The 18,048-nt window shown below is 60.1% G+C and carries 19 protein-coding genes and 1 pseudogene; 7 read left to right on the forward strand and 13 right to left on the reverse strand.

Annotated elements, in window-relative coordinates:
• Window positions 1-15: 15 nt before the first annotated feature.
• The 9 genes from AAHK21_RS04555 to AAHK21_RS04595 form a co-directional block, all read right to left on the reverse strand.
• Complete coding sequence (locus AAHK21_RS04555; protein ID WP_367856569.1) at window positions 16-1,173, reverse strand: glutathionylspermidine synthase family protein; 1,158 nt, start codon at window positions 1,171-1,173, stop codon at window positions 16-18.
• A 2-nt stretch (window positions 1,174-1,175) separates the two neighbouring features.
• Window positions 1,176-1,928 carry a DUF1190 domain-containing protein gene (locus tag AAHK21_RS04560; protein WP_367856570.1) on the reverse strand — a complete coding sequence of 251 codons (753 nt, stop codon included), beginning with the start codon at window positions 1,926-1,928 and terminating at the stop codon, window positions 1,176-1,178.
• Between the two features lie 25 nt (window positions 1,929-1,953).
• A complete protein-coding gene (locus AAHK21_RS04565; protein WP_046856317.1) occupies window positions 1,954-2,379 on the reverse strand; it encodes a DUF350 domain-containing protein in 426 nt (141 codons plus the stop codon).
• Window positions 2,380-2,391: 12 nt separating this feature from the next.
• The gene (locus AAHK21_RS04570; RefSeq protein ID WP_046856318.1) at window positions 2,392-3,048 is read right to left on the reverse strand and encodes a DUF2491 family protein; all 657 of its coding nucleotides are present in this window, start codon (window positions 3,046-3,048) and stop codon (window positions 2,392-2,394) included.
• A gap of 256 nt (window positions 3,049-3,304) precedes the next feature.
• Window positions 3,305-4,006 carry a PspA/IM30 family protein gene (locus tag AAHK21_RS04575; protein ID WP_277503353.1) on the reverse strand — a complete coding sequence of 234 codons (702 nt, stop codon included), beginning with the start codon at window positions 4,004-4,006 and terminating at the stop codon, window positions 3,305-3,307.
• A gap of 16 nt (window positions 4,007-4,022) precedes the next feature.
• Window positions 4,023-4,637: a YjfI family protein gene (locus tag AAHK21_RS04580; protein ID WP_046856320.1), complete on the reverse strand. Its 615-nt coding sequence runs from the start codon at window positions 4,635-4,637 to the stop codon at window positions 4,023-4,025.
• 107 nt (window positions 4,638-4,744) lie between these two features.
• Window positions 4,745-5,377: a hypothetical protein gene (locus AAHK21_RS04585; protein ID WP_367856571.1), complete on the reverse strand. Its 633-nt coding sequence runs from the start codon at window positions 5,375-5,377 to the stop codon at window positions 4,745-4,747.
• Window positions 5,378-5,388: 11 nt separating this feature from the next.
• Window positions 5,389-5,679, reverse strand: a complete 291-nt coding sequence (locus AAHK21_RS04590) for a hypothetical protein (protein WP_277503351.1) — start codon at window positions 5,677-5,679, stop codon at window positions 5,389-5,391.
• A gap of 271 nt (window positions 5,680-5,950) precedes the next feature.
• Window positions 5,951-6,880 carry a LysR substrate-binding domain-containing protein gene (locus AAHK21_RS04595; RefSeq protein ID WP_367856572.1) on the reverse strand — a complete coding sequence of 310 codons (930 nt, stop codon included), beginning with the start codon at window positions 6,878-6,880 and terminating at the stop codon, window positions 5,951-5,953.
• Window positions 6,881-7,056: 176 nt separating this feature from the next.
• On the opposite strand from AAHK21_RS04595, the gene AAHK21_RS04600 reads away from it, so the two are divergent.
• The 3 genes from AAHK21_RS04600 (at window position 7,057) to AAHK21_RS04610 (ending at window position 9,693) form a co-directional block, all read left to right on the forward strand.
• A complete protein-coding gene (locus AAHK21_RS04600; RefSeq protein ID WP_046856324.1) occupies window positions 7,057-8,040 on the forward strand; it encodes a DUF1852 domain-containing protein in 984 nt (327 codons plus the stop codon).
• 26 nt (window positions 8,041-8,066) lie between these two features.
• On the forward strand, window positions 8,067-9,101 hold the full coding sequence (locus tag AAHK21_RS04605; RefSeq protein ID WP_046856325.1) for a methionine synthase: 1,035 nt from the start codon (window positions 8,067-8,069) through the stop codon (window positions 9,099-9,101).
• A gap of 85 nt (window positions 9,102-9,186) precedes the next feature.
• Window positions 9,187-9,693: a flavin reductase family protein gene (locus AAHK21_RS04610; protein ID WP_023630563.1), complete on the forward strand. Its 507-nt coding sequence runs from the start codon at window positions 9,187-9,189 to the stop codon at window positions 9,691-9,693.
• 25 nt (window positions 9,694-9,718) lie between these two features.
• Here the strand turns inward: AAHK21_RS04610 and AAHK21_RS04615 are convergent, their stop codons facing one another.
• Window positions 9,719-10,294: a hypothetical protein gene (locus AAHK21_RS04615; protein ID WP_367856573.1), complete on the reverse strand. Its 576-nt coding sequence runs from the start codon at window positions 10,292-10,294 to the stop codon at window positions 9,719-9,721.
• A 258-nt stretch (window positions 10,295-10,552) separates the two neighbouring features.
• Here AAHK21_RS04615 and AAHK21_RS04620 point away from each other — a divergent pair, with 258 nt between their 5' ends.
• Window positions 10,553-11,590: a diguanylate cyclase gene (locus AAHK21_RS04620; RefSeq protein WP_367856574.1), complete on the forward strand. Its 1,038-nt coding sequence runs from the start codon at window positions 10,553-10,555 to the stop codon at window positions 11,588-11,590.
• 151 nt (window positions 11,591-11,741) lie between these two features.
• Window positions 11,742-12,278 carry a hypothetical protein gene (locus tag AAHK21_RS04625; RefSeq protein WP_367856575.1) on the forward strand — a complete coding sequence of 179 codons (537 nt, stop codon included), beginning with the start codon at window positions 11,742-11,744 and terminating at the stop codon, window positions 12,276-12,278.
• Between the two features lie 281 nt (window positions 12,279-12,559).
• On the opposite strand, the gene AAHK21_RS04630 is transcribed toward AAHK21_RS04625, so the two are convergent.
• Window positions 12,560-13,372, reverse strand: coding sequence for an aminoglycoside phosphotransferase family protein (locus AAHK21_RS04630; protein ID WP_367858953.1), 813 nt, complete (start codon window positions 13,370-13,372; stop codon window positions 12,560-12,562).
• Window positions 13,373-13,482: 110 nt separating this feature from the next.
• On the opposite strand from AAHK21_RS04630, the gene AAHK21_RS04635 reads away from it, so the two are divergent.
• Entirely contained in the window at window positions 13,483-14,547 is a 1,065-nt protein-coding gene (locus AAHK21_RS04635; protein ID WP_367856576.1) for an NAD(P)/FAD-dependent oxidoreductase, read from the forward strand.
• Between the two features lie 19 nt (window positions 14,548-14,566).
• Here AAHK21_RS04635 and AAHK21_RS04640 read toward each other — a convergent pair whose 3' ends face one another.
• Window positions 14,567-15,643 (reverse strand): hypothetical protein, encoded by a 1,077-nt coding sequence (locus tag AAHK21_RS04640; protein WP_367856577.1) that lies wholly within the window; start codon window positions 15,641-15,643, stop codon window positions 14,567-14,569.
• Between the two features lie 496 nt (window positions 15,644-16,139).
• Window positions 16,140-16,871, reverse strand: coding sequence for a hypothetical protein (locus tag AAHK21_RS04645; protein ID WP_367856578.1), 732 nt, complete (start codon window positions 16,869-16,871; stop codon window positions 16,140-16,142).
• A gap of 873 nt (window positions 16,872-17,744) precedes the next feature.
• Here AAHK21_RS04645 and AAHK21_RS04650 point away from each other — a divergent pair.
• Window positions 17,745-17,990, forward strand: a pseudogene (locus AAHK21_RS04650) (hypothetical protein).
• Window positions 17,991-18,048: the final 58 nt, after the last annotated feature.

Raw genomic sequence — 18,048 nt, forward strand, 5'->3', positions numbered from 1 at the left:
AGACAGCCCTGACACTCAGTCCACGACCACATGCGGCACGAACCGCGAGCTGTCCTTGGTGATCAGGGTGTCGTCTTCACGAATGCCGATCCCCGAGGCCAGATCACCGACCACCCAAGAACCGATCAGGGTGTAGCTGTCACCGAACTTCGGCAAAGGCGCGAAACCTTGCAGGATATACGGCGCATCATCGTAGGGCCCGTCCTCGAATACCCGCTGGTCATCGGTGGTGCGAATGTCCACATTGGCCCCCTCGCGGGAGAAATACGGCTTGCGCACCCAGCCCTTGGGCACTGGCCGCCGGGGGTCTTCGTCGAGGAAGGCCGGCAACAGGTTCGGGTGGCCCTCATGCCATTCCCACAACAACGGCAGGATGCCCTTGTTGGAGATCAGCGACTTCCACGCTGGCTCGACGAACTGGGTATCGCAACCGGCGATGGCCTGGCCGAAGTCCTCGTGGAAGATATGCTCCCAGGCGTGCAGCTTGAACAGGCGCGGGATCGGTCGGCCTTCGAGGTCGACAAAACGCCCCTCGTCGTTCAGACCGATATCCTCCAGGTCGATATGCCGGGTGCTGATACCCACGTGCCCGGCCATCTTGCGCAGGAAATCCGTGGTGCCGCGGTCCTCGATCGAGCCGCCGATGGCCGAGAAGTAGAACGGGCTTTCACGTTCGAAGGCGGCAAAGGCCCGCACCAGGTCTTCAGCCAGGGTGTTGAACTGGCTGGCATGGGCCGGCAGCACGCCGCGCTCGATCTGCTGCTCAAGCCAGATCAGCTGGAACGCCGCGGCTTCGTACAGCGAGGTCGGCGTGTCGTAGTTGGCCTCGATCAGCTTGGCCGGGCCCGTGCCGTCGTAGCTGAAGTCGAAACGCCCGTAGAGGTGCGGATGCCCCTCCTTCCACGAACGGCGCACCAGGTCGAAGAACGCCGGCGGAATCGCCAGGCGGGTCATCAGCGCTTCGCTGTCGACGATGCGCGCCACTGCGTCCAGGCACATCGCATGCAGCTCCTGGGTCGGCGCCTCCAGGTCACGGCTGACCTGGGCCTCACTGAACTGGTAGTAACCGCGCTCGTCCCAGTAGCGTTCGCCATCGATGGTGTGGAAGGCGAAGCCCTCACGCTCGGCGGTGGCGCGCCAGTCCGGGCGCTCGTCGATGCTGACCTTGCGCATGTTCAACCGCCGAAGCTGAAGCCGCCGCTGCTCTTGCCGCCCCAGCCGCTGCGCGCAGTGGCCTGGCTGCCGAAGCCGCCACGGGAGATCGACGAGGACACGCTGGAGCGGGTCGAGGTGCTGGACTTGTAGCTGCGGCCGCTGGAACTACCGGAGTAGTAGCTGGAGTAGCTGCCACCGCTCTGCTGGGCCTGGTCGGAGCGCTCGAAGCGCTTGCCTTGGTCGATCTGCTGGCCGAGTGTGGTGCTGCGGTAGCCACCGCTACTGTCACGGTACTGGTAGACCGGCTGCGAGTAGTACTGGCGATTGCCGCCGCTGAGCACCTGGCCGAGCAGCAGGCCGGTAAGCAGGCCGTTGAAATTGCTGCCGCCGCTGCTGGCCTGGCCGCTGTTCTCGACCTGGGCGCGGGCCGCATCGACCTGGGACTGGCTGACCTCGCCCGACACCGCCAGCTCGAAACCACCGAGGCGCGGCATGTAGCGGTTGTCGCTGGTGACCTGGCAGTAGTCCGGCACGAAATCGGCCTCGCACGCCGCCTTGTCGCCATAGGTCGGCGCGACCCGACGGTGATCGGCCAACGCCTCCATATAGGCATCGGAACACACGTCCACCGGCATCTTGTCATCGACACAGGCCTGGACGGTGGTGTAGTTGCTGCGCTTGCTGACCGTGTAGGTCTCCTCGGGCGCGCTGCACGCGGTGAGCGCCAGCGGCAGGGAACTGGCCAGCACCAGCTTGACGGAACTGCGTCTCATGTATGGCTCCTTGCGCGCAAACGGCTCAGACCGACGGGGTCATGCAGGCCGAATTGAGGAAGCCCACGCTGATCGCCACGGCGGCGGCGTAGATCGCGGCGGCCATCTCGCCCTTGGCGATGCGGCTGGCCAGCCCCTTGAGCACCAGGCTGGTGATGGCGAAGGCCAGCAGTTGCACCACGGCGGCGATCACCACCCAGACCACGAAGTCGAGCAGGCTGACGCTGTAGGCGATGATGTTGCTGGCCGGCAGCGAGAAGCCGATCAGCGCGCCGCCCAGGGCGATGGCCGCAGCGCTGTTGTTGTCGCGGATCAGGGCGAATTCGCGGTGCGGGGTGAGGTGCGTGTAGATGAACTGGAACAGCCAGAACAGCACCAGCGCCACGCTGATGTAGAGAATGAAGCCGATCACTGCCTGGGCGTTGAGCGACATGCGAAGTGCGTCGAGCATGGTGAATCCTTGTCAGATGACGTTGAAGTCCGTTGATTGCAGGGTGACACCCACCGAAGTGGTCAGGCTGACATTGCCGTCCTCGTCTTCCTCCACCGACAGCAGGAGGAATTCGCGGCGATCGGTCAGGCCGGTTTCGCGGGCATACAGCATCGACAGGTGCTGGATGCGGTAGCTGGTCTCGGGGCTGGTGACCCACTCGCTGATCGGCGTGAGCTCGGTCTGCCCCTCTTCGCTGCCCCACTGGCGAACGAACTCGTAGCCTTCGTGCTCGTAGTACGGCAGGCCGATGTTCGACTCGGGGCCGACCAGGCGCTTGAGCTCCGCGTCGCTGGTGACTGGCACCACGCTGTAGTAGCCGAACAGGATGATGTCACGGACATCGTCAGCGGACGCGCCGTTCATCACCACCTGCAGCCAGTAGTCCTCGTCTTCCATATAGAAGCGCGCCAGGCGCACCGACTGGCCGAGGTCGACTTCACCGACCGCCCAGACCACTTCCTGCTCGGGGACCTCCAGCTCGGAATGCCCGTCGAGCAGCAGTTTGAGCGAGCGATCGAGCTTGAGCATGCGCCCACTGCCCAGGCCGAATGGCAGGTTGCCTTGGGCCTGACTGCCGGCGGCAGGTTTGGGGGCTTCGAAGCCCATGAAGCGTTTCAACCAACCCACGGGGCATCTCCTGGGTGAGAGGGTGACGGAACAGGAGCCAGTACTGGAGCTGTAGCGAACAGGCTGGGCCTGTTGGAAGAAGGCGACATTGAAAATCCCTTGGGTCGCGGCAGTCCTTTGGCGGGGGCGACACGATACTGCTTTTCGTGTGCCTCGCCAACGGGTCTGCAGCAGGGTTTTGCGCCAGCCGGGCCGGCTCCATCGCGGGGCAAGCTCGCTCCCACGGAGCCCACGATGGGCCGGCCCACTCAACGAATCACTCCGCCGGCTTGGCCGCCTTGGCCTTCAAGCGTGCCAGCACATCGTCAGCACCACTGTTGCTGGCGCCGATCCCGGCCGACTTCAGACGTGCTTCCAGATCGCTGCCATCGGCCTTGCCCGCCAGCTCCGCCGCCGCTTCCAGCTCGGCGGCACGCTCGATCTGGCGCTTTTTGATACGGTCCAGCGAGCCGACCGCCGTTTCCAGGCTGCCATTGGCGCCGCCGGTGGCCGACGCCGCACTCACCTGGGCACGCTGCACGCTTTCGCGAGCCTTGACCAGGTCTACCTGCTGCTTGAGGCCCTTGATCTGCGCCTCGGTCTTGCTAACGGTGGCGGTCAGGGTCGTCACCGACGTACCGAACTGGTCGGCCAGCGCCTGCTCGCTGTCACGCTGGTTGGTCAGGTCGGCGATACGCGCCGCGCATTCGTGGGCCAGGCCCTCCTCACCCTTGTCCAGCGCGGCAATGGCTTTCTGCTCCCAGTCGCCGATGGTCTTGTCGAACTCGGTGATGCGCTGCTGCGCGGTCTTGTGCTTGGCCATGATCTTGACCAACTGGTTGCGCGCATCGATCAGGTTGTTGTCCGCATCGCGGATCTCCTGGTCGAGGATGCGCAGGGCCTGGGAGTCGACGATCGCCTCACCGACTTCCGAAGCGCCGCCACGCAGGGCGGTGACGATCTTTCTCAACAAACTCATGGTGCAATCTCCGGAATCAGTGGGTGAAGTAGTCTTCGAAATCTTCGGCGGCGGTGATGACGTTGTCGGCCAGGGTGTGGATCTCCTGGACGATGTTGTCCAGCGACGAGGCCGCGCTCAGGGCGCCGAACATGGTGTACACCGACTCGCCCGACGGCAGTGTGTGCAGGCCGATGGACGACAGCGGGAACACGTCGCGGGTGCGCAGCACCGCATCGTTGAATGCAGCGCGGTCTTTCACCTGGCTGGCTTCCACCAGCAGCGTGTCGACCAGGATCTGCTCACCGGCCACGGCGATGTACAGCGGCAGGCCGTCCAGTTCGTTCATCACCAGCTTGAGGCTGGGCTCGGCGCCCTGTTGCAGGGACAGGCCGATCGAGCCGTCGCGCACCTCGTCCAGGCCTTGCAGGGCGCCGTGCAGCGTTTCGATCGTCCAATGGGTGTGCTCGGTCATGAAATCCTCCGTTCTGACCTGTTTGCCCGCGTGGGGCTGACGTAAAGCCTTCTCGATACCGCGCAGGGCGGCGGCGTGCTCGGGCAGGATCCACAGCTCACGCTTGACCAGGCCTGCGGCCTTGAGCCGGGCGCGCATGTCACGCATGTAGTCGGTGGAGCTTTTCTTGCCTGCCATCGAAGGGGGTGTCCTTGTCTCACATGTGATGCACGTTACGCCTGGATCATGAGCTGCGCAAGCCTCACACGTGAGGAGCAATGTCCACACGGTGCGCCCGCCCCGACCTACCCCGCCACTCGCGTCAGCCGCTGCAGCGTCTCGATCACCTGCGGATCACGCGCCTCGAGCACATCCATCTGGATTCTTGCGATCACCGCCTTGAGCAGCTCGGTCTGACTCATCTTGGTTTGCCCCAGCAGCGTCAGGAAATCCTCGGCCATGTGCGCGTTGACCTTCATCGACAACCGCCGCGTGGCTCCGGACGCCGGCAACCCCCTCTGACGCCGCTGCGCGTCGAGTGCCTGGACGAAGGCCTCGTGGCCGGGTTGCAGACCCGCCCCCTGGCGGGCCTGCACCAGCCAATGGAAATAATGGGCGAGGAACAGCTTGCGCAGGTGTGCCCCCGCCTCGCTGCTGACCGCTTGCATCGCCGCGTCGAGCACATCGAGATACACCGCCGGAAGCCTCGCCTCGATGGACTTGAGCTGCTGCTTGCGCGCCTCGCGGATTGCCGGAGTGGACTGCGGCGGGATGGCCACCACCGTATCGCAGCCATCGCACACGCCCACCAGGATATCCCGCGCCACGCCCAGGCCGTCACTGAAAGGCACGTCGCGCCGGGTGTAATGCATGGCGACCAATGCCTGGCAACGCTCGCACAGGGCCTGGCCGGTGTCGCCCTCGAACAGGATATTCATGCTGGGGTTACTCATTGGTGAACACTGATGAACCACGTCTGCGGCTCGATGAAATAGAACTTGATGTACCAGCCGGAGCGCCTGAGCACATGGACTTCGATGGCTGGCACGGCATGGTGTGGGCTGCAGCTGTAGTGAGTGCCATTGCAAGCACGGATGACCTCGATGACATCGCCCGCACTGACCGCGCCAAGGGCCAACAGGTTCTTTACCTCGATATCGCCCCGCGCTGCATGCAGGTACCTCCCTGATTCGAGCGCGGCAATCACCGCGCTCCTGGCTGCCTTGAAGCCTTTTGGCATGACCCCTCCCTGGCATTACGAAAATCATCGTACATTTTTCTGGCCGAATCCAGCTTGCGCTTCGACTCAGCTGACCAACGGCGCTGTCGCGCACCGATGAAGCCTGGGCATGAACTATGGCCGCGGGCACGCAAGTGTGTGGCCTGGATGTGTAACCAGCGCTTTCGGGGATTTACAGCGTGTTTCGCGCGATCCTTGCCAACTCGATGATGACCCGCTGATCCGTGCGCCTCGATTGCCAGGTAATGCGCTGCGATAGCTGGGTTGGCTGTCAGGTAGCGATCCCGGAAACAGCATTGACGCCCTCCAGCGTCGCGAAGGACATATCCTTTGCCGTGAGCAGGAAGTCGCCTACATAAGGCACTTCGAGCATGTCGCTGCGGACCGCCGCATACAGTTTTGCCTGCAGCCCCTTCTCCCCCAGTCGCTTGGTGGTCACGTATCCGCGCGAGCTGTATTCATGCACAGCCCAGTTAGGCAGGCAGCACACACCGCGGCCGCTGGCCACCAGCTGCATCATCATGATCGTCAGCTCCGAGGTGCGTACTTGCGCCGGCTCGATGTCGGCCGGGTCAAGGAAGCGGGTGAAGATGTCCAGTCTGTTGCGCTCGATCGGGTAGGTGATCAGCGTCTGGCTGGCAATATCGGCGGGTTCGAGGTACGGCTTTGCGGACAAGGCGTGATGATTGTCGATGGCCAGCAGTGCTTCATAGCCGAACAGTGGCACGTAGCTGATCCCCGGCAGCTTCATCGGGTCGGACGTCACCACCAAGTCCAGATCGCCCCGCTCCAACGCTGGCAGTGGCGCGAATGAAAACCCCGACGCCAGGTCCAACTCGACCTCCGGCCAGGCACCGCGAAATTCGTCCACCGACGGCATCAGCCATTGATAGCAGCTGTGGCACTCGATCGCGATATGCAGCCGCCCGGCCGTACCGCCAGCCAGCTTGCCCAGGTCCCGCTCGGTGGCGCGGATCTGCGGCAGCACCTGCTCGGCCAGCTCCAGCAGCTTGAGACCGGCGCTGGTGAAACGTACCGGCTTGGACTTGCGCACGAACAGCGGCATGCCAATACGATCTTCCAGCTCGCGGAACTGGTGCGACAGCGCCGATTGGGTCAGGTGCAGCCGCTCGGCGGCTTCGTACAGGCTGTCGGTTTCGCGCAAGGCATGGATGGTGCGCAGGTGCCTCAGATCGATCATGAGAAAAACTACACTTGTATGCAAAAAAAATGAGTTTGTCTCATGACGAGCCAATCTTTGACAATCCCCTCATCGAATTTGCGTGAGCGAGAAAGGCAGCCTGGCTTGGCGCGGCCGCCATGATCTCAACCCTGGCCTTTCTTGCCTCGCTCCAGACATCAGGGCACACGACCACCATGAACAACGAGTTTGCATTCACCCTCAAGCGTATTTGTTTCGATGAGCACTACCAGCCTTCGGACAAGACCCGCACCACCACCAACTTTGCCAACCTGGCCAGGGGCAACAGCCGCCAGGAGAACCTGCGCAATACCTTGAGGATGATCGACAACCGCTTCAATGCCCTGGCGCACTGGGATAACCCCAAGGGCGATCGCTACACGGTCGAACTCGACATCATTTCAGTGGAAATGGATATCGGCCTCTCGGGCGCCGCCCCTGCACTGCCCTTGATTGAAATTTTGAAAACGACGGTGGTCGATCGGGAAACCAACGAGCGTATCGACGGCATGGTCGGCAATAATTTTTCGTCGTATGTGCGCGATTACGATTTCAGTGTGCTGCTGCTGGGGCACAACAAGGATCGGCAAACCTTCAGCACACCCGATGATTTCGGAGACCTGCACGGAAAACTGTTCAAGTGCTTCGTGAATTCGAGCGCCTACAAGGAGCATTTCAGCAAGCCCCCGGTCATCTGCCTGAGCGTTTCGAGCAGCAAGGTTTATCACCGCACGGAAAACCGGCACCCGGTCCTGGGCGTGGAATACCTGCAGGCTGAATACTCACTGACCGATGAGTACTTCAAGAAGATGGGTTTGAAGGTGCGCTACTTCATGCCGCCCAACAGCGCCGCGCCGCTGGCGTTCTATTTTGCCGGCGATCTGCTGGGCGACTACAGCAACCTGGAACTGATCAGCACCATCAGCACGATGGACACCTTCCAGAAAATCTACCGGCCTGAAATCTACAACGCGAACTCCGCCGCCGGCAAAACCTACCAACCCAGTTTGCAGCACCAGGACTACTCGTTGACGCGCATCGTTTACGACCGCGAAGAGCGCGGCCGCCTGGCTGTCGAACAGGGGAAGTTTGCGCAAGAACATTTCATCAAACCCTACCAGGCCATTCTCGAGCAGTGGTCCGCCCGTTGCGCGCTTTGACTCAACCAGACACAAGGTTTTCCAGTATGAAAAAGCTGTTACCCACCTCCACTGCCGGCAGCCTGCCCAAACCCGCCTGGCTCGCCGAGCCTGAGAAGCTCTGGTCGCCATGGAAGCTGGAGGGTGATGAACTGACCGAGGGCAAGCAAGACGCGCTGCGCTTGTCCTTGCAAGAGCAGCAGCACGCCGGTATCGATATCGTCAGCGATGGCGAACAGACACGTCAGCATTTCGTCACGACCTTTATCGAACACCTCGACGGTGTCGATTTCGAGAAGCGCGAGACCGTCAGAATCCGCGATCGCTACGATGCGAGCGTGCCGACGGTCGTAGGCGCTGTTGCTCGCCGCAAGCCTGTCTTCGTCGATGACGCCAGGTTCTTGCGTCAACAAACCTCGCAACCCATCAAGTGGGCGCTGCCAGGCCCCATGACGATGATCGACACACTGTATGACGCTCACTACAAAAGCCGCGAAAAACTGGCCTGGGAATTCGCCAAGATCCTCAACCAGGAAGCCCGCGAACTCGAAGCGGCGGGTGTCGACATCATCCAGTTCGACGAACCCGCCTTCAACGTGTTCTTCGACGAGGTCAATGACTGGGGTGTGGCCACCCTGGAGCGCGCCATCGAAGGGCTCAAGTGCGAAACCGCCGTGCACATCTGCTACGGCTACGGCATCAAGGCCAACACCGACTGGAAAAAGACCCTGGGCTCGGAATGGCGGCAATACGAAGAAGCCTTCCCCAAGCTGCAGAAATCCAGCATCGACATCGTCTCGCTGGAGTGCCACAACTCCCACGTGCCGATGGACCTGATCGAGCTTATCCGTGGCAAGAAAGTGATGGTTGGCGCCATCGATGTCGCCAACCACGCCATTGAAACCCCCGAGGAAGTTGCCAATACCCTGCGCAAGGCCCTGCAGTTCGTCGACGCCGACAAGCTCTACCCTTGCACCAACTGCGGGATGGCGCCCCTGCCGCGCCAGGTGGCAAGAGGCAAGCTCAATGCGTTGAGTGCGGGCGCGGAGATTGTTCGCAGAGAACTGGCAAACAAGCGCTGAGCCCAGATCGGAGGCAACAGGTGGAGGCCCGGACAGATACGGGCCTTCCCACCCCTTCGAGCGGTACACATACCCAGGATCTACTATGTCACTCCCTATCGAGCCATCGAGCTTTCGCGAAGCGCTCGGGCACTACGCCTCCGGTATCACGGTCATTACATCGCACACCGATGACGAGCCGATCGGCTTCACTTGCCAGTCGTTCTACAGCGTGTCGATGAACCCGCCACTGGTGTCATTCAGCGTGATGTCCAGTTCGGCCAGCTACCCAAGGATTCGCCAGGCCGGTCGCTTCGCGGTCAACATCCTGGCGGGTGAACAGGTCGAGATTTCCAACCAGTTCGCGCGGCGCGGCACGGACAAGTGGCACAAGGTGCAATGGCAACCGTCACCGTTGGGCAACCCGATCATTGCCGGCAGCCTGCACTGGATCGATTGCGAGATTCACGCTGAACACGCCGCGGGCGATCACCTGATCGTCATCGGTGAAGTGAAGGCGTTGAACCTGCAGCAAACCACGTCCTCGCAGCCCTTGCTGTATTTCAAGGGGCAGTATTGCAACCTCGCGGCGCCGGGAGCCGTGGGCGCCTGACGCTGTCGAGTGCACGCCCTGGCCATCAGTACAGCCCGCCCAAGGTCAACGCCAGGCCACCGCCCGCCTGCACGCCGATGTTGAACCCGGCGGAGAGGATCACGCCCTTGGCCGAGCGCAGCAGGCGCGGAAAAGTATCCTGCGGCAGGAACGCGCCACCCGCCCCTATCGCGGCGGTACCCAAGGCCAACAGCTTGGGATCCAGGCCGAACAGCACGCCCGAGCCGCTGCCACCGCCAACCAGGCCCAGCCCGCCTTCGAGGAACACGCACCCGCCCCTGAAGTCATCGCGCACCAGGCCCCGGGACGCGACCGAGTCAGTCACCAGTACCGTGCCGATCGCCGGAAGGTCTGCGTTGGTGCCCGCCGCGCCGACGCTTTTGCCGCGCACCAGCAGATTGATCTTGCCTACCCGTGGCAAACGCGCGCCTGCGCCAACACCGACCCCGAGCGAACCGTAGCGGAACTGCTGCTCGGCCTTGTTCGGATCGGTCAGGGTCAGCAAGCCTCCGCTGGCGGCGGCAAACATCACCGTCAACCCACCCCCGCTGGCACTCTTGTATTCCCAGTCGCTGACACTCAGCGGCAATGTGATCTGCATGTGAACCTCCGTGTCGTGGCTGCGCCATTCGACGCTGGCCAATCCTTGTGTCCAGATCGATAGCAGCATAGCAACCGGCACCTGGCCAGCCCCATAGCCCCAATGAGCTATTGCCAAACCGCCACAAGGCGCCAGCCCATGCCGATGACGAGCCGATCGGCGTCACTCGCCAGCAGTGCAGCAGGTTGCCCATGTGCGCCTTGCATTGTCTAAAGTAGTTCCCATCACAGACCCTGCCCATGGAATGGAGAAGCAAAGATGCCGGCTTGCCCGATCCCCTCCGACGAAGCGCTGCGCCAGCACGCCCTCGATGAGATGAACCTGGTCGATACGCCCGCCGAGCATTACCTCGATACCCTGGTGCGGCTCACCCAGGACCTGGCGCGCGTGGACACGGTGCTGATCAGCCTGATCGACCAGGACCGCCAGTGGTTCAAGGCCAGGATCGGGCTGGACGCCAGCGAGACCCCGCGCGACGTGTCCTTCTGCGGGTACGCCATTCTCGATGACGGCACCTTGCTGGTGCCGGACGCCACGCGCGACCCGCGATTCGTTGACAATCCGCTGGTGCTGAATCCGCCCTATATCCGCTTCTACGCCGGACATCCACTGCGCGCCGGAAACGGCAAGGCCATCGGTACGTTGTGCATGTTCGACCCGCAACCGCGCCTGCTGAACGAGATCCAGCAGGCGAATTTCAAGGACCTGGCCACACTTGCGGAGGGCTATCTGCAACTGCGCAGCCTGATCCAGACCAACCGCGACCTGCGCCTGGAGATGGACCGCGAACAACGCAAAGCGCTGCTCGACCCCTTGACCCAGCTGTGGAACCGCGGGGCGTTGGCCGCGTTCCATGACCGTGAGCGGCGCCTGGCCCACGAACGCGGTTTGCAGTTGGGGGCGATTTATGCGGACCTGGACCACTTCAAGGCCGTCAACGACCAGCATGGCCACGCAGCCGGCGACCAGGTGCTGTGCGAGTGCGCCCGCCGCCTGCGTGCCGCGCTTCGCCCCGATGACCTGCTGGTGCGCCAGGGTGGCGAGGAGTTCGTCGCCTTGCTGCCGGTCAAGGACAGCGCGGAACTGAACGGGATCGCGCAACGGGTACGTCAGCTGATCGGCACCCAACCGGTGCAGTTGGCCAGCGGCGCGCTGCGGGTAAGCCTCAGCGCAGGGTGCACCCTGTTCGCCGAGGGGGAAGCGCTCGAAGACGCGCTGAGTCGCGCCGACAGCGGGCTGTACGCCGCGAAGCAAGGGGGGCGGGATCAGGTGGTCTATGTGCCGGGCGCGTTTTGAGCGGGGTGGATTGTGCATTCCAATCGACTGATACTTCTCATCCAGAAGCGATCGTTTGATCAGGCAAGGAGAAAACAGGCGAGAAGCGTTAGGAGTCGCGCCTGGCCTTGCTGATTGCGCAGGAAAATTCCGAACTTGTTTTCACCGCCGCATGACCGTCGTGCAGGCACTTTCGTACAAAGACCTCGCCTGGCCTTCGGATATCCTTTCCATACCTTGGACACGGCTGGCCTCATGCCTGCTAGCTTTCCGTACAGGTCAAGGATCGGGCAATACGGAGGACATCATTGTGTCGAACAGATCTAAAGCGGGGCTTGCCCGTCGTGCCGCGACCAGAAAAAAGCAACTCCTGCTGAAAGGCGGGAGAATGGAAGCGTTGCGCATCACGGCTGACGATCTCCTTGAAGATCTCGCAACGAAGCCCCTATCTGGCGGTACTTGGGTTAACGTCAAGATTCACGGCAGAAATCACCCCGCAAGAGCGCCGCATCTCTCCGATGTAGAACGAGACCTTTCAGAACAGAAAAAGCTTGTAGCCGCCCTGGCTATCCGTTCCGTTGCGCATGGCGAAGTCACTAGTGTTGATACCACAAGCATGACGGTTCTCGACGCTGAAACAGCCGAACAGATGCTCGATAGCCCCCCTGAACCCACCAAGGCGCTCTGTAACTTATTCGTATTGCGCTAGGGTCTGTAGGAAATGTGTCTGCGTGAAGGCCAGACAAAGCAAAACGGGGGGAGTAAGCAGAATGAACTGGAGTACTTGAGCATTCCGATGCTGTTCTCAACGCAGCATGTACAAGTATCAAGGCTTTTCGTACGGAGCCTAACGGCGGGAAATACACATGCGTGCACATGTGGGGCCAGTATGCACGCGGGCAACGCCTGGGGCTTGAAGTGCTGCATGCGCGAACTGACCATCAGCGCAATCCCGGCGTCACCCGTTATCGCCGGCTAACATGCAATGCCTCAGCCAGAAACCCGAGCACCGCCATCAAGCGCCGTAGCCGCCAGCTTCGCCAACGCCAACCTGCCCTCCGGCTCAGCGCCGTCCTCAATCATCCAGGTTGCCGACAACCCTGCCCACGCCAGCACCCACTGCAACATCCTGTGACGCTCAATGCCGGCTGCCTGCGAAATGATCGCTATACGCCGTGGGAAGCGCCCCGGCGCCTGCGCGCTGGCTTCATCCGGATTACAGAGGATGTTGGCAAAATCGAAGCCCCGCTCGCCGTACAACCCCTTGGGATCGATGGCGAGCCAACCGGCCGGCCCGAAATCCAGCACATTGCCGTGATGGATGTCGCCATGCAGCACCGCAGCGTCCTGGGGAGCTGCGAAAAGCGCCCTCGCCGCCTTTGCGCTGTGCTCCAGCACCCCACCGTGCGTCGCCGCCGCGCTCCACAATGCGTCGAACCAGTGCTCCAGTGGCACCAGCGCAGGCCTCGGCGTCGACCGTGGCGCATGCAGGCGCGCCGCCACGGCACAGAGAATGCGCGTGGCCTCGTCATCCCTGCCATCTGCGACCATCTGCGCAAGTGACGCCGAACCTTGCGCCCGCTTCATCAGCAATGCCTCGCCCGCGTGGGCCAGTAAAGGGGCTGCACCGTCGCCTGCCCACCAGGCCATCAGCTGGCTGCCGGCCTGCTCCTCCGGCGCCTGCGAGACTTTCAGCATCGCCGGTGTATCACCTTGGCGAACGGGCAATAGATGGCCATTGAGTGAAACGAAAGCCTCCCCGTCGATGGTCAGCCCCCACTGCTTCAGGTATTGGTCGAACATAGGCTCGCTGGTACTCACGCTTTCCATTTACTATCGCCGTTCGCCCCTGTGGACCCAGGGTTGCCAGGTACGGCCAGTGAAACATAGTCCCAAGTCGGTGACGGAGCACGATGAATAATATCCCGGGAATGAATGTGGTAGTGGTGGGGGCAGGTATCGTGGGGGCCTCCGTTGCCTACCACCTTTCCTGCCAAGGCGCGCAGGTGACCATCGTGGAGGCTGGCCATGTAGCGTCTGGTGTGACCTCCACTTCCTTTGCATGGATCAATACCACCTACAGTGACGCAGATCCCGCCGCCGCACTGCGGGCCGCAGCCGTATCGGACTATCGTCGCCTCGAAGCGCAACTGCCAGACTTACACATTCAATGGACCGGTTCGCTGACCTATGGCCTCCCGGAAGTACCGGCCGCCCCTGCGACGGGTACAGGGATATCAACGGTATCCCGCGCTCAGATCCTCACCCTGGAACCTAATCTGAAACACCCTCCTGTCCAGGCCAACCATGCTCCAGAGGAAGGCGCGCTGAACGCAGTAGCGGCCACCCGGGCCTTGATCAAAGGCGCTCAAGCCCGAGGCGCCAGGTTGCTGGAGCAGACACAGGTGGAAGGGTTCACAGGTAGCGCAGATAAAGTCTCAGGTGTGAAAACCACCCACGGGGTAATCGACGCGGACCTGGTGGTGCTTGCGGCGGGGACGGGTACCACGCTATTGACGGGCGTGTTGGGCTACCCACTTGCGCTCGAAGCCTCTCCTGCCATCTATATCCGCTACCACTCGCCGCTCCACCTTGTCCGAGGGATCATTTCCAACGCAGCCATGGAGGTGCGACATGATGATGACGGCAGCCTGTTGGCGGCAGAGGATTATCTGGACGATGCCGCAGATAACCAACCAGGCGCGATTGCGCTGAGAACCGCAGAGGCCATCAGAGCAGAGTTGCATGGCGTCGTGTCACTCGACATTGAAAAGGCGTGCATGGGTTTCAGGCCGATACCCAGCGATGGTGCACCGCTTGTTGGTTATCTGCCGGGTATCAGCGGCGTCTACGTCTGTGTCATGCATCCTGGTGTCACCCTGGCCGCGACCGTAGGCCGCCTCGTGAGCATGGAAATCGTCAGTGGCAAGCCATCCCCCGATTTGGAGCCGTGCAGGCTTGGTCGCTTCAGCCAGTGAATGGGGGCCTGTCCCCTGCCTATTGCAACTTGATACCCAGGCTCACTAATGCGGCCAACTCCAGTGGATCAAACTGGTCGAGATTAGTGCTACGATCCATGATGCTACGATTACTGGTGACTTTGAACTGCATATTAATATCGGGCATATCAAGCTTCGCGCGAAGCAAACCGATCAGCTTGTCAGCCACGACCTCAGCGCGGGCCAGACGGCACAGGAGTTCATTGTCATCATCGGCCTCTCCCACCAGCATGGTAGCCGCCCCCATGACCTCATGCGCGCGCTGACCGAAATCACCTTCTAGTTGCTCAAGAATCTTGTGTGCCTCTTCAGCAGATAGTTGATCTATACGCTCCTGAAACCCTTCGATTATGAAGCAACTCTGCGCTTCGGCATCCATCACTACCTTGGAATTACTGGCTTTTTCGAACCAAAGGCTTTCCTGTTCGTGTATGAATGCCACCAATCCACCCAGAAAAACGCTTGTATTTGGACGCTGGCTGGCCAAGTTCGCCAGTGCTGCCTTGATTGAAGGCTGATGGGAGTCCGTATCATGAGTCAAGCTCAACGCGAGGGTTCGCACCAACTGCAAGTCCCCACGGGTCTTCACCATCATCTCAATTTCTTTAAAATTTGCACTACCCTTGATAATGGCAGCTTGCAAGTTATTAACCTGCTCAGCTTTCAGGGTTACATCGAAGCGGTTGTGATCAACTTGTGAGGCAGTAGTGAGCAGACTTACTGCATCCAGCACCGTCTTGAAGCCATTGCCAAAACCACGAGCGAAATGTGCTGCGTGGCCAGTCGGTTCGGCGTGCTGCATGCGGCGATCCTCCGACAGGCCCTGAGCATCACCATCTCGGCCGAGACGAATGAGCAACCATTGGAGTAACTCCTTCAGCGGCTCTGTTATGGATACATTCAGGTGGTGGAGCAATCCACTACCTGAGCTGTATTCGATTCGCTTGGCCAAACGATTGGCCTCTGGCGAGGTAGTGACCAATCGCACCTGCGCCTCGGCAACAGTACCGGAACGAGTCTGCTCGCTGATTTGGCTGGGCAGGTACTGGAAGCTCTGATAACCATTGATCAGCATAGGTAACTCCTTGGTTTAACCTAGCCATCACTGTATGACCCTGGGCAACGCACAGGCTATCAATGCTGATCGGTTTGTTTTAGGCGGCGCCTGTCCCCAACACCCTGTTCCCGAAATGCGTCGATGTAGATCATCAACAATCAGATTTTACCCCTTCCTTGTAGTTCATTTCCCAAACATACTGCTGCCGCCCGTTTTCCGTTGCGGCTGCTCTGTGGGCACTCTAGTCTCGGCCTGTCGTTGCACATCAACGACACAGCTTTGACAGGCTGTAACGGTAGAATCACGCAGGCAGTCCCCGTTCAATGGTGGCTGTACGTGTGGGCACGCTTGCGTGCGCCGGAACTTTTGCGTGGTTTACCGCCGGTCTGTCAACCCACGTACAGCTGCCGCCTTTCTGTTTGACAGCAGGCTGGTGGTGGCACCAGGAAAGTTACCGCCTAATAATAAAAGAGCCGCGCGGTGCGCGACTCTTTCATTTTAACTGATCGCCCTTTTAAAGTGACTGCAGAGAAATACTGGCGCTCGTAGAGTCTTGCTGACTATCAGCATCCATCCAGACCCACTGCGTGCCGTCGCCTTGCAAGTTATTACTAACACTTTGAATCTGAGTCGCAACAATGGTGACAGCGCCTTGTTCCGAAGCCGTAGGCCCAATATTGGTGACTTGACCAGACAGCAGGCCATTGGAGGTTTCATTAACAACAAACACAGTAGCAGCCGCTTCTCGGAACTGGCACGAAATAAACTGAGTAATTTTGCTAACGATGGTCAAATTCATCCATTTTGACGGAGGCACCGAATAATAGCGATTATATTTGTTAAACGGATACTGCTCACCATTAGCCTGCAGCTGATTATTGTTCAGCCCGCTTGTATTGGTCGGCATGCTGGTACTGCCCAGCCACAGCTCGACCTGTGCGATGCCACTGCTGCTGGGCAGCGAAACCGAAATGGTCTGGGTATCGGTACCCGAAACAAAGCCCAGTGAGGCCAAGCCGGCATTGGCAGTGGTACCTGGAACAGTAATGCGTGCAGGGGGTTGGCTATTGCTCCATACCACATTGACAGTGGCATTGTTGTCACTACCTGCAGAGTTATAGATGAAAATCCCGTAAATCTGGCCAGGGCGCAACGTCGTACAGGTAGCCGTATCACCCGGAGTCAAAGTAATCCGTTGGCCACCGTTCCAGTTTATTTGTGAGGCTGCGATAGCGAAGCTTTCCATGGGATAGTCCTTTAGTAGATGCAGCATGATAGACGCGCGTACGTCCCTAACATCCGTTGCGCGTCTACGAGCTTAGTCATCACAAAAAAATATGCTACGGAGCAATTAGAATCATTGGCGATTAGTGAATAGTGGCTAAAAGCTATTTATCTTTCAGCACAAACCTGAACACCACTTATACTAAAGTGAGTACTGGAATAGCACTTTCTACAACAGGCTGACACCCATTACTTTTCAGCGCTCGTTGAAACACTCGACCATGGCTTTCACGATAGAAATATATGCGATAACGGTTGATTGTTTTATTCAGACTATCGTCCCGCCATAGATATCGCTTGGCGCTGTACGAAATCCCGAGAACGCCAATCGTCGTCCCTCGGCCGCTGAGATACTGTCAATTCCGTGCACGCCCTCACCTGGGCTGATAATTTTTGAAGGAAAACGGGGACAGACTTGTTTTTCTGCTATGCGCTTCAAACCTACAAGCGCAGGCACAACCAACGGTTGCCTACCCCCAAGAGTCAAGCTCTCCTGCAAAGCGAACAGCCTGAAAAAGAGTCGATGAAGGTCATCAACAATCAGATTTTACCCCTTCCTTGTAGTCCATTTCCCAAACATACTGCTGCCGCCTGTTTTCCGTTGCGGCTGCTCTGTGGGCACTCTAGTCTCGGCCTGTCGTTGCACATCAACGACACAGCTTTGACAGGCTGTGACGAAAAATCGTGTATGGCTTGCCGTTTATGGCGGCTGTACGTGCGGGCACGCTTGCGTGCGCCGGAATTTTACGATTTTCGCCGGTCTGTCAACCCACGTACAGCTGCCACCCTTCTGTTTGACAGCAGGCAGGTGACCGCATCATGGAGAAAAATCGTAATGTTGAAGATCGTCCCCGACCCACCCCATAACCACCACTCTCTCGAAGACACCCTTATCCAAGCCACCGAGTACGCCCTGTGCGCGCAGAGCGTGGCGCATCAGGCTGCTCTGCTGTAGCCCAAGTCACCCGCCTCGATTCTGATGCTGGCCTCCATGCATGAGATGGAGGCACTGCGCGTGCTGCTTGAGTCGGCATTGATTCAGGTGCAGATGCCGAACGCGCAGCCGCGTACGTTGCACTAGACCACAAGGTATGCGGCGCCTGGTCTGGCGCTATCGCGGAGCAAGCCATTGATGGACG

The sequence above is a fragment of the Pseudomonas sp. TE50-2 genome (genome assembly GCF_040813665.1).
GTDB classification, from domain to species: Bacteria; Pseudomonadota; Gammaproteobacteria; order Pseudomonadales; family Pseudomonadaceae; genus Aquipseudomonas; species Aquipseudomonas soli.

Excerpts from the sequence above, each read along its gene's own strand:
- AAHK21_RS04555 (WP_367856569.1), bottom strand. The coding sequence starts at position 1,173 with ATGCGCAAGGTCAGCATCGACGAGCGCCCGGACTGGCGCGCCACCGCC.
- AAHK21_RS04560 (WP_367856570.1), bottom strand. The coding sequence starts at position 1,928 with ATGAGACGCAGTTCCGTCAAGCTGGTGCTGGCCAGTTCCCTGCCGCTG.
- AAHK21_RS04565 (WP_046856317.1), bottom strand. The coding sequence starts at position 2,379 with ATGCTCGACGCACTTCGCATGTCGCTCAACGCCCAGGCAGTGATCGGC.
- AAHK21_RS04575 (WP_277503353.1), bottom strand. The coding sequence starts at position 4,006 with ATGAGTTTGTTGAGAAAGATCGTCACCGCCCTGCGTGGCGGCGCTTCG.
- AAHK21_RS04580 (WP_046856320.1), bottom strand. The coding sequence starts at position 4,637 with ATGGCAGGCAAGAAAAGCTCCACCGACTACATGCGTGACATGCGCGCC.
- AAHK21_RS04585 (WP_367856571.1), bottom strand. The coding sequence starts at position 5,377 with ATGAATATCCTGTTCGAGGGCGACACCGGCCAGGCCCTGTGCGAGCGT.
- AAHK21_RS04590 (WP_277503351.1), bottom strand. The coding sequence starts at position 5,679 with ATGCCAAAAGGCTTCAAGGCAGCCAGGAGCGCGGTGATTGCCGCGCTC.
- AAHK21_RS04595 (WP_367856572.1), bottom strand. The coding sequence starts at position 6,880 with ATGATCGATCTGAGGCACCTGCGCACCATCCATGCCTTGCGCGAAACC.
- AAHK21_RS04600 (WP_046856324.1), top strand. The coding sequence starts at position 7,057 with ATGAACAACGAGTTTGCATTCACCCTCAAGCGTATTTGTTTCGATGAG.
- AAHK21_RS04605 (WP_046856325.1), top strand. The coding sequence starts at position 8,067 with ATGAAAAAGCTGTTACCCACCTCCACTGCCGGCAGCCTGCCCAAACCC.
- AAHK21_RS04610 (WP_023630563.1), top strand. The coding sequence starts at position 9,187 with ATGTCACTCCCTATCGAGCCATCGAGCTTTCGCGAAGCGCTCGGGCAC.
- AAHK21_RS04615 (WP_367856573.1), bottom strand. The coding sequence starts at position 10,294 with ATGCAGATCACATTGCCGCTGAGTGTCAGCGACTGGGAATACAAGAGT.
- AAHK21_RS04620 (WP_367856574.1), top strand. The coding sequence starts at position 10,553 with ATGCCGGCTTGCCCGATCCCCTCCGACGAAGCGCTGCGCCAGCACGCC.
- AAHK21_RS04625 (WP_367856575.1), top strand. The coding sequence starts at position 11,742 with ATGACCGTCGTGCAGGCACTTTCGTACAAAGACCTCGCCTGGCCTTCG.
- AAHK21_RS04630 (WP_367858953.1), bottom strand. The coding sequence starts at position 13,372 with ATGTTCGACCAATACCTGAAGCAGTGGGGGCTGACCATCGACGGGGAG.
- AAHK21_RS04635 (WP_367856576.1), top strand. The coding sequence starts at position 13,483 with ATGAATAATATCCCGGGAATGAATGTGGTAGTGGTGGGGGCAGGTATC.
- AAHK21_RS04640 (WP_367856577.1), bottom strand. The coding sequence starts at position 15,643 with ATGCTGATCAATGGTTATCAGAGCTTCCAGTACCTGCCCAGCCAAATC.
- AAHK21_RS04645 (WP_367856578.1), bottom strand. The coding sequence starts at position 16,871 with ATGGAAAGCTTCGCTATCGCAGCCTCACAAATAAACTGGAACGGTGGC.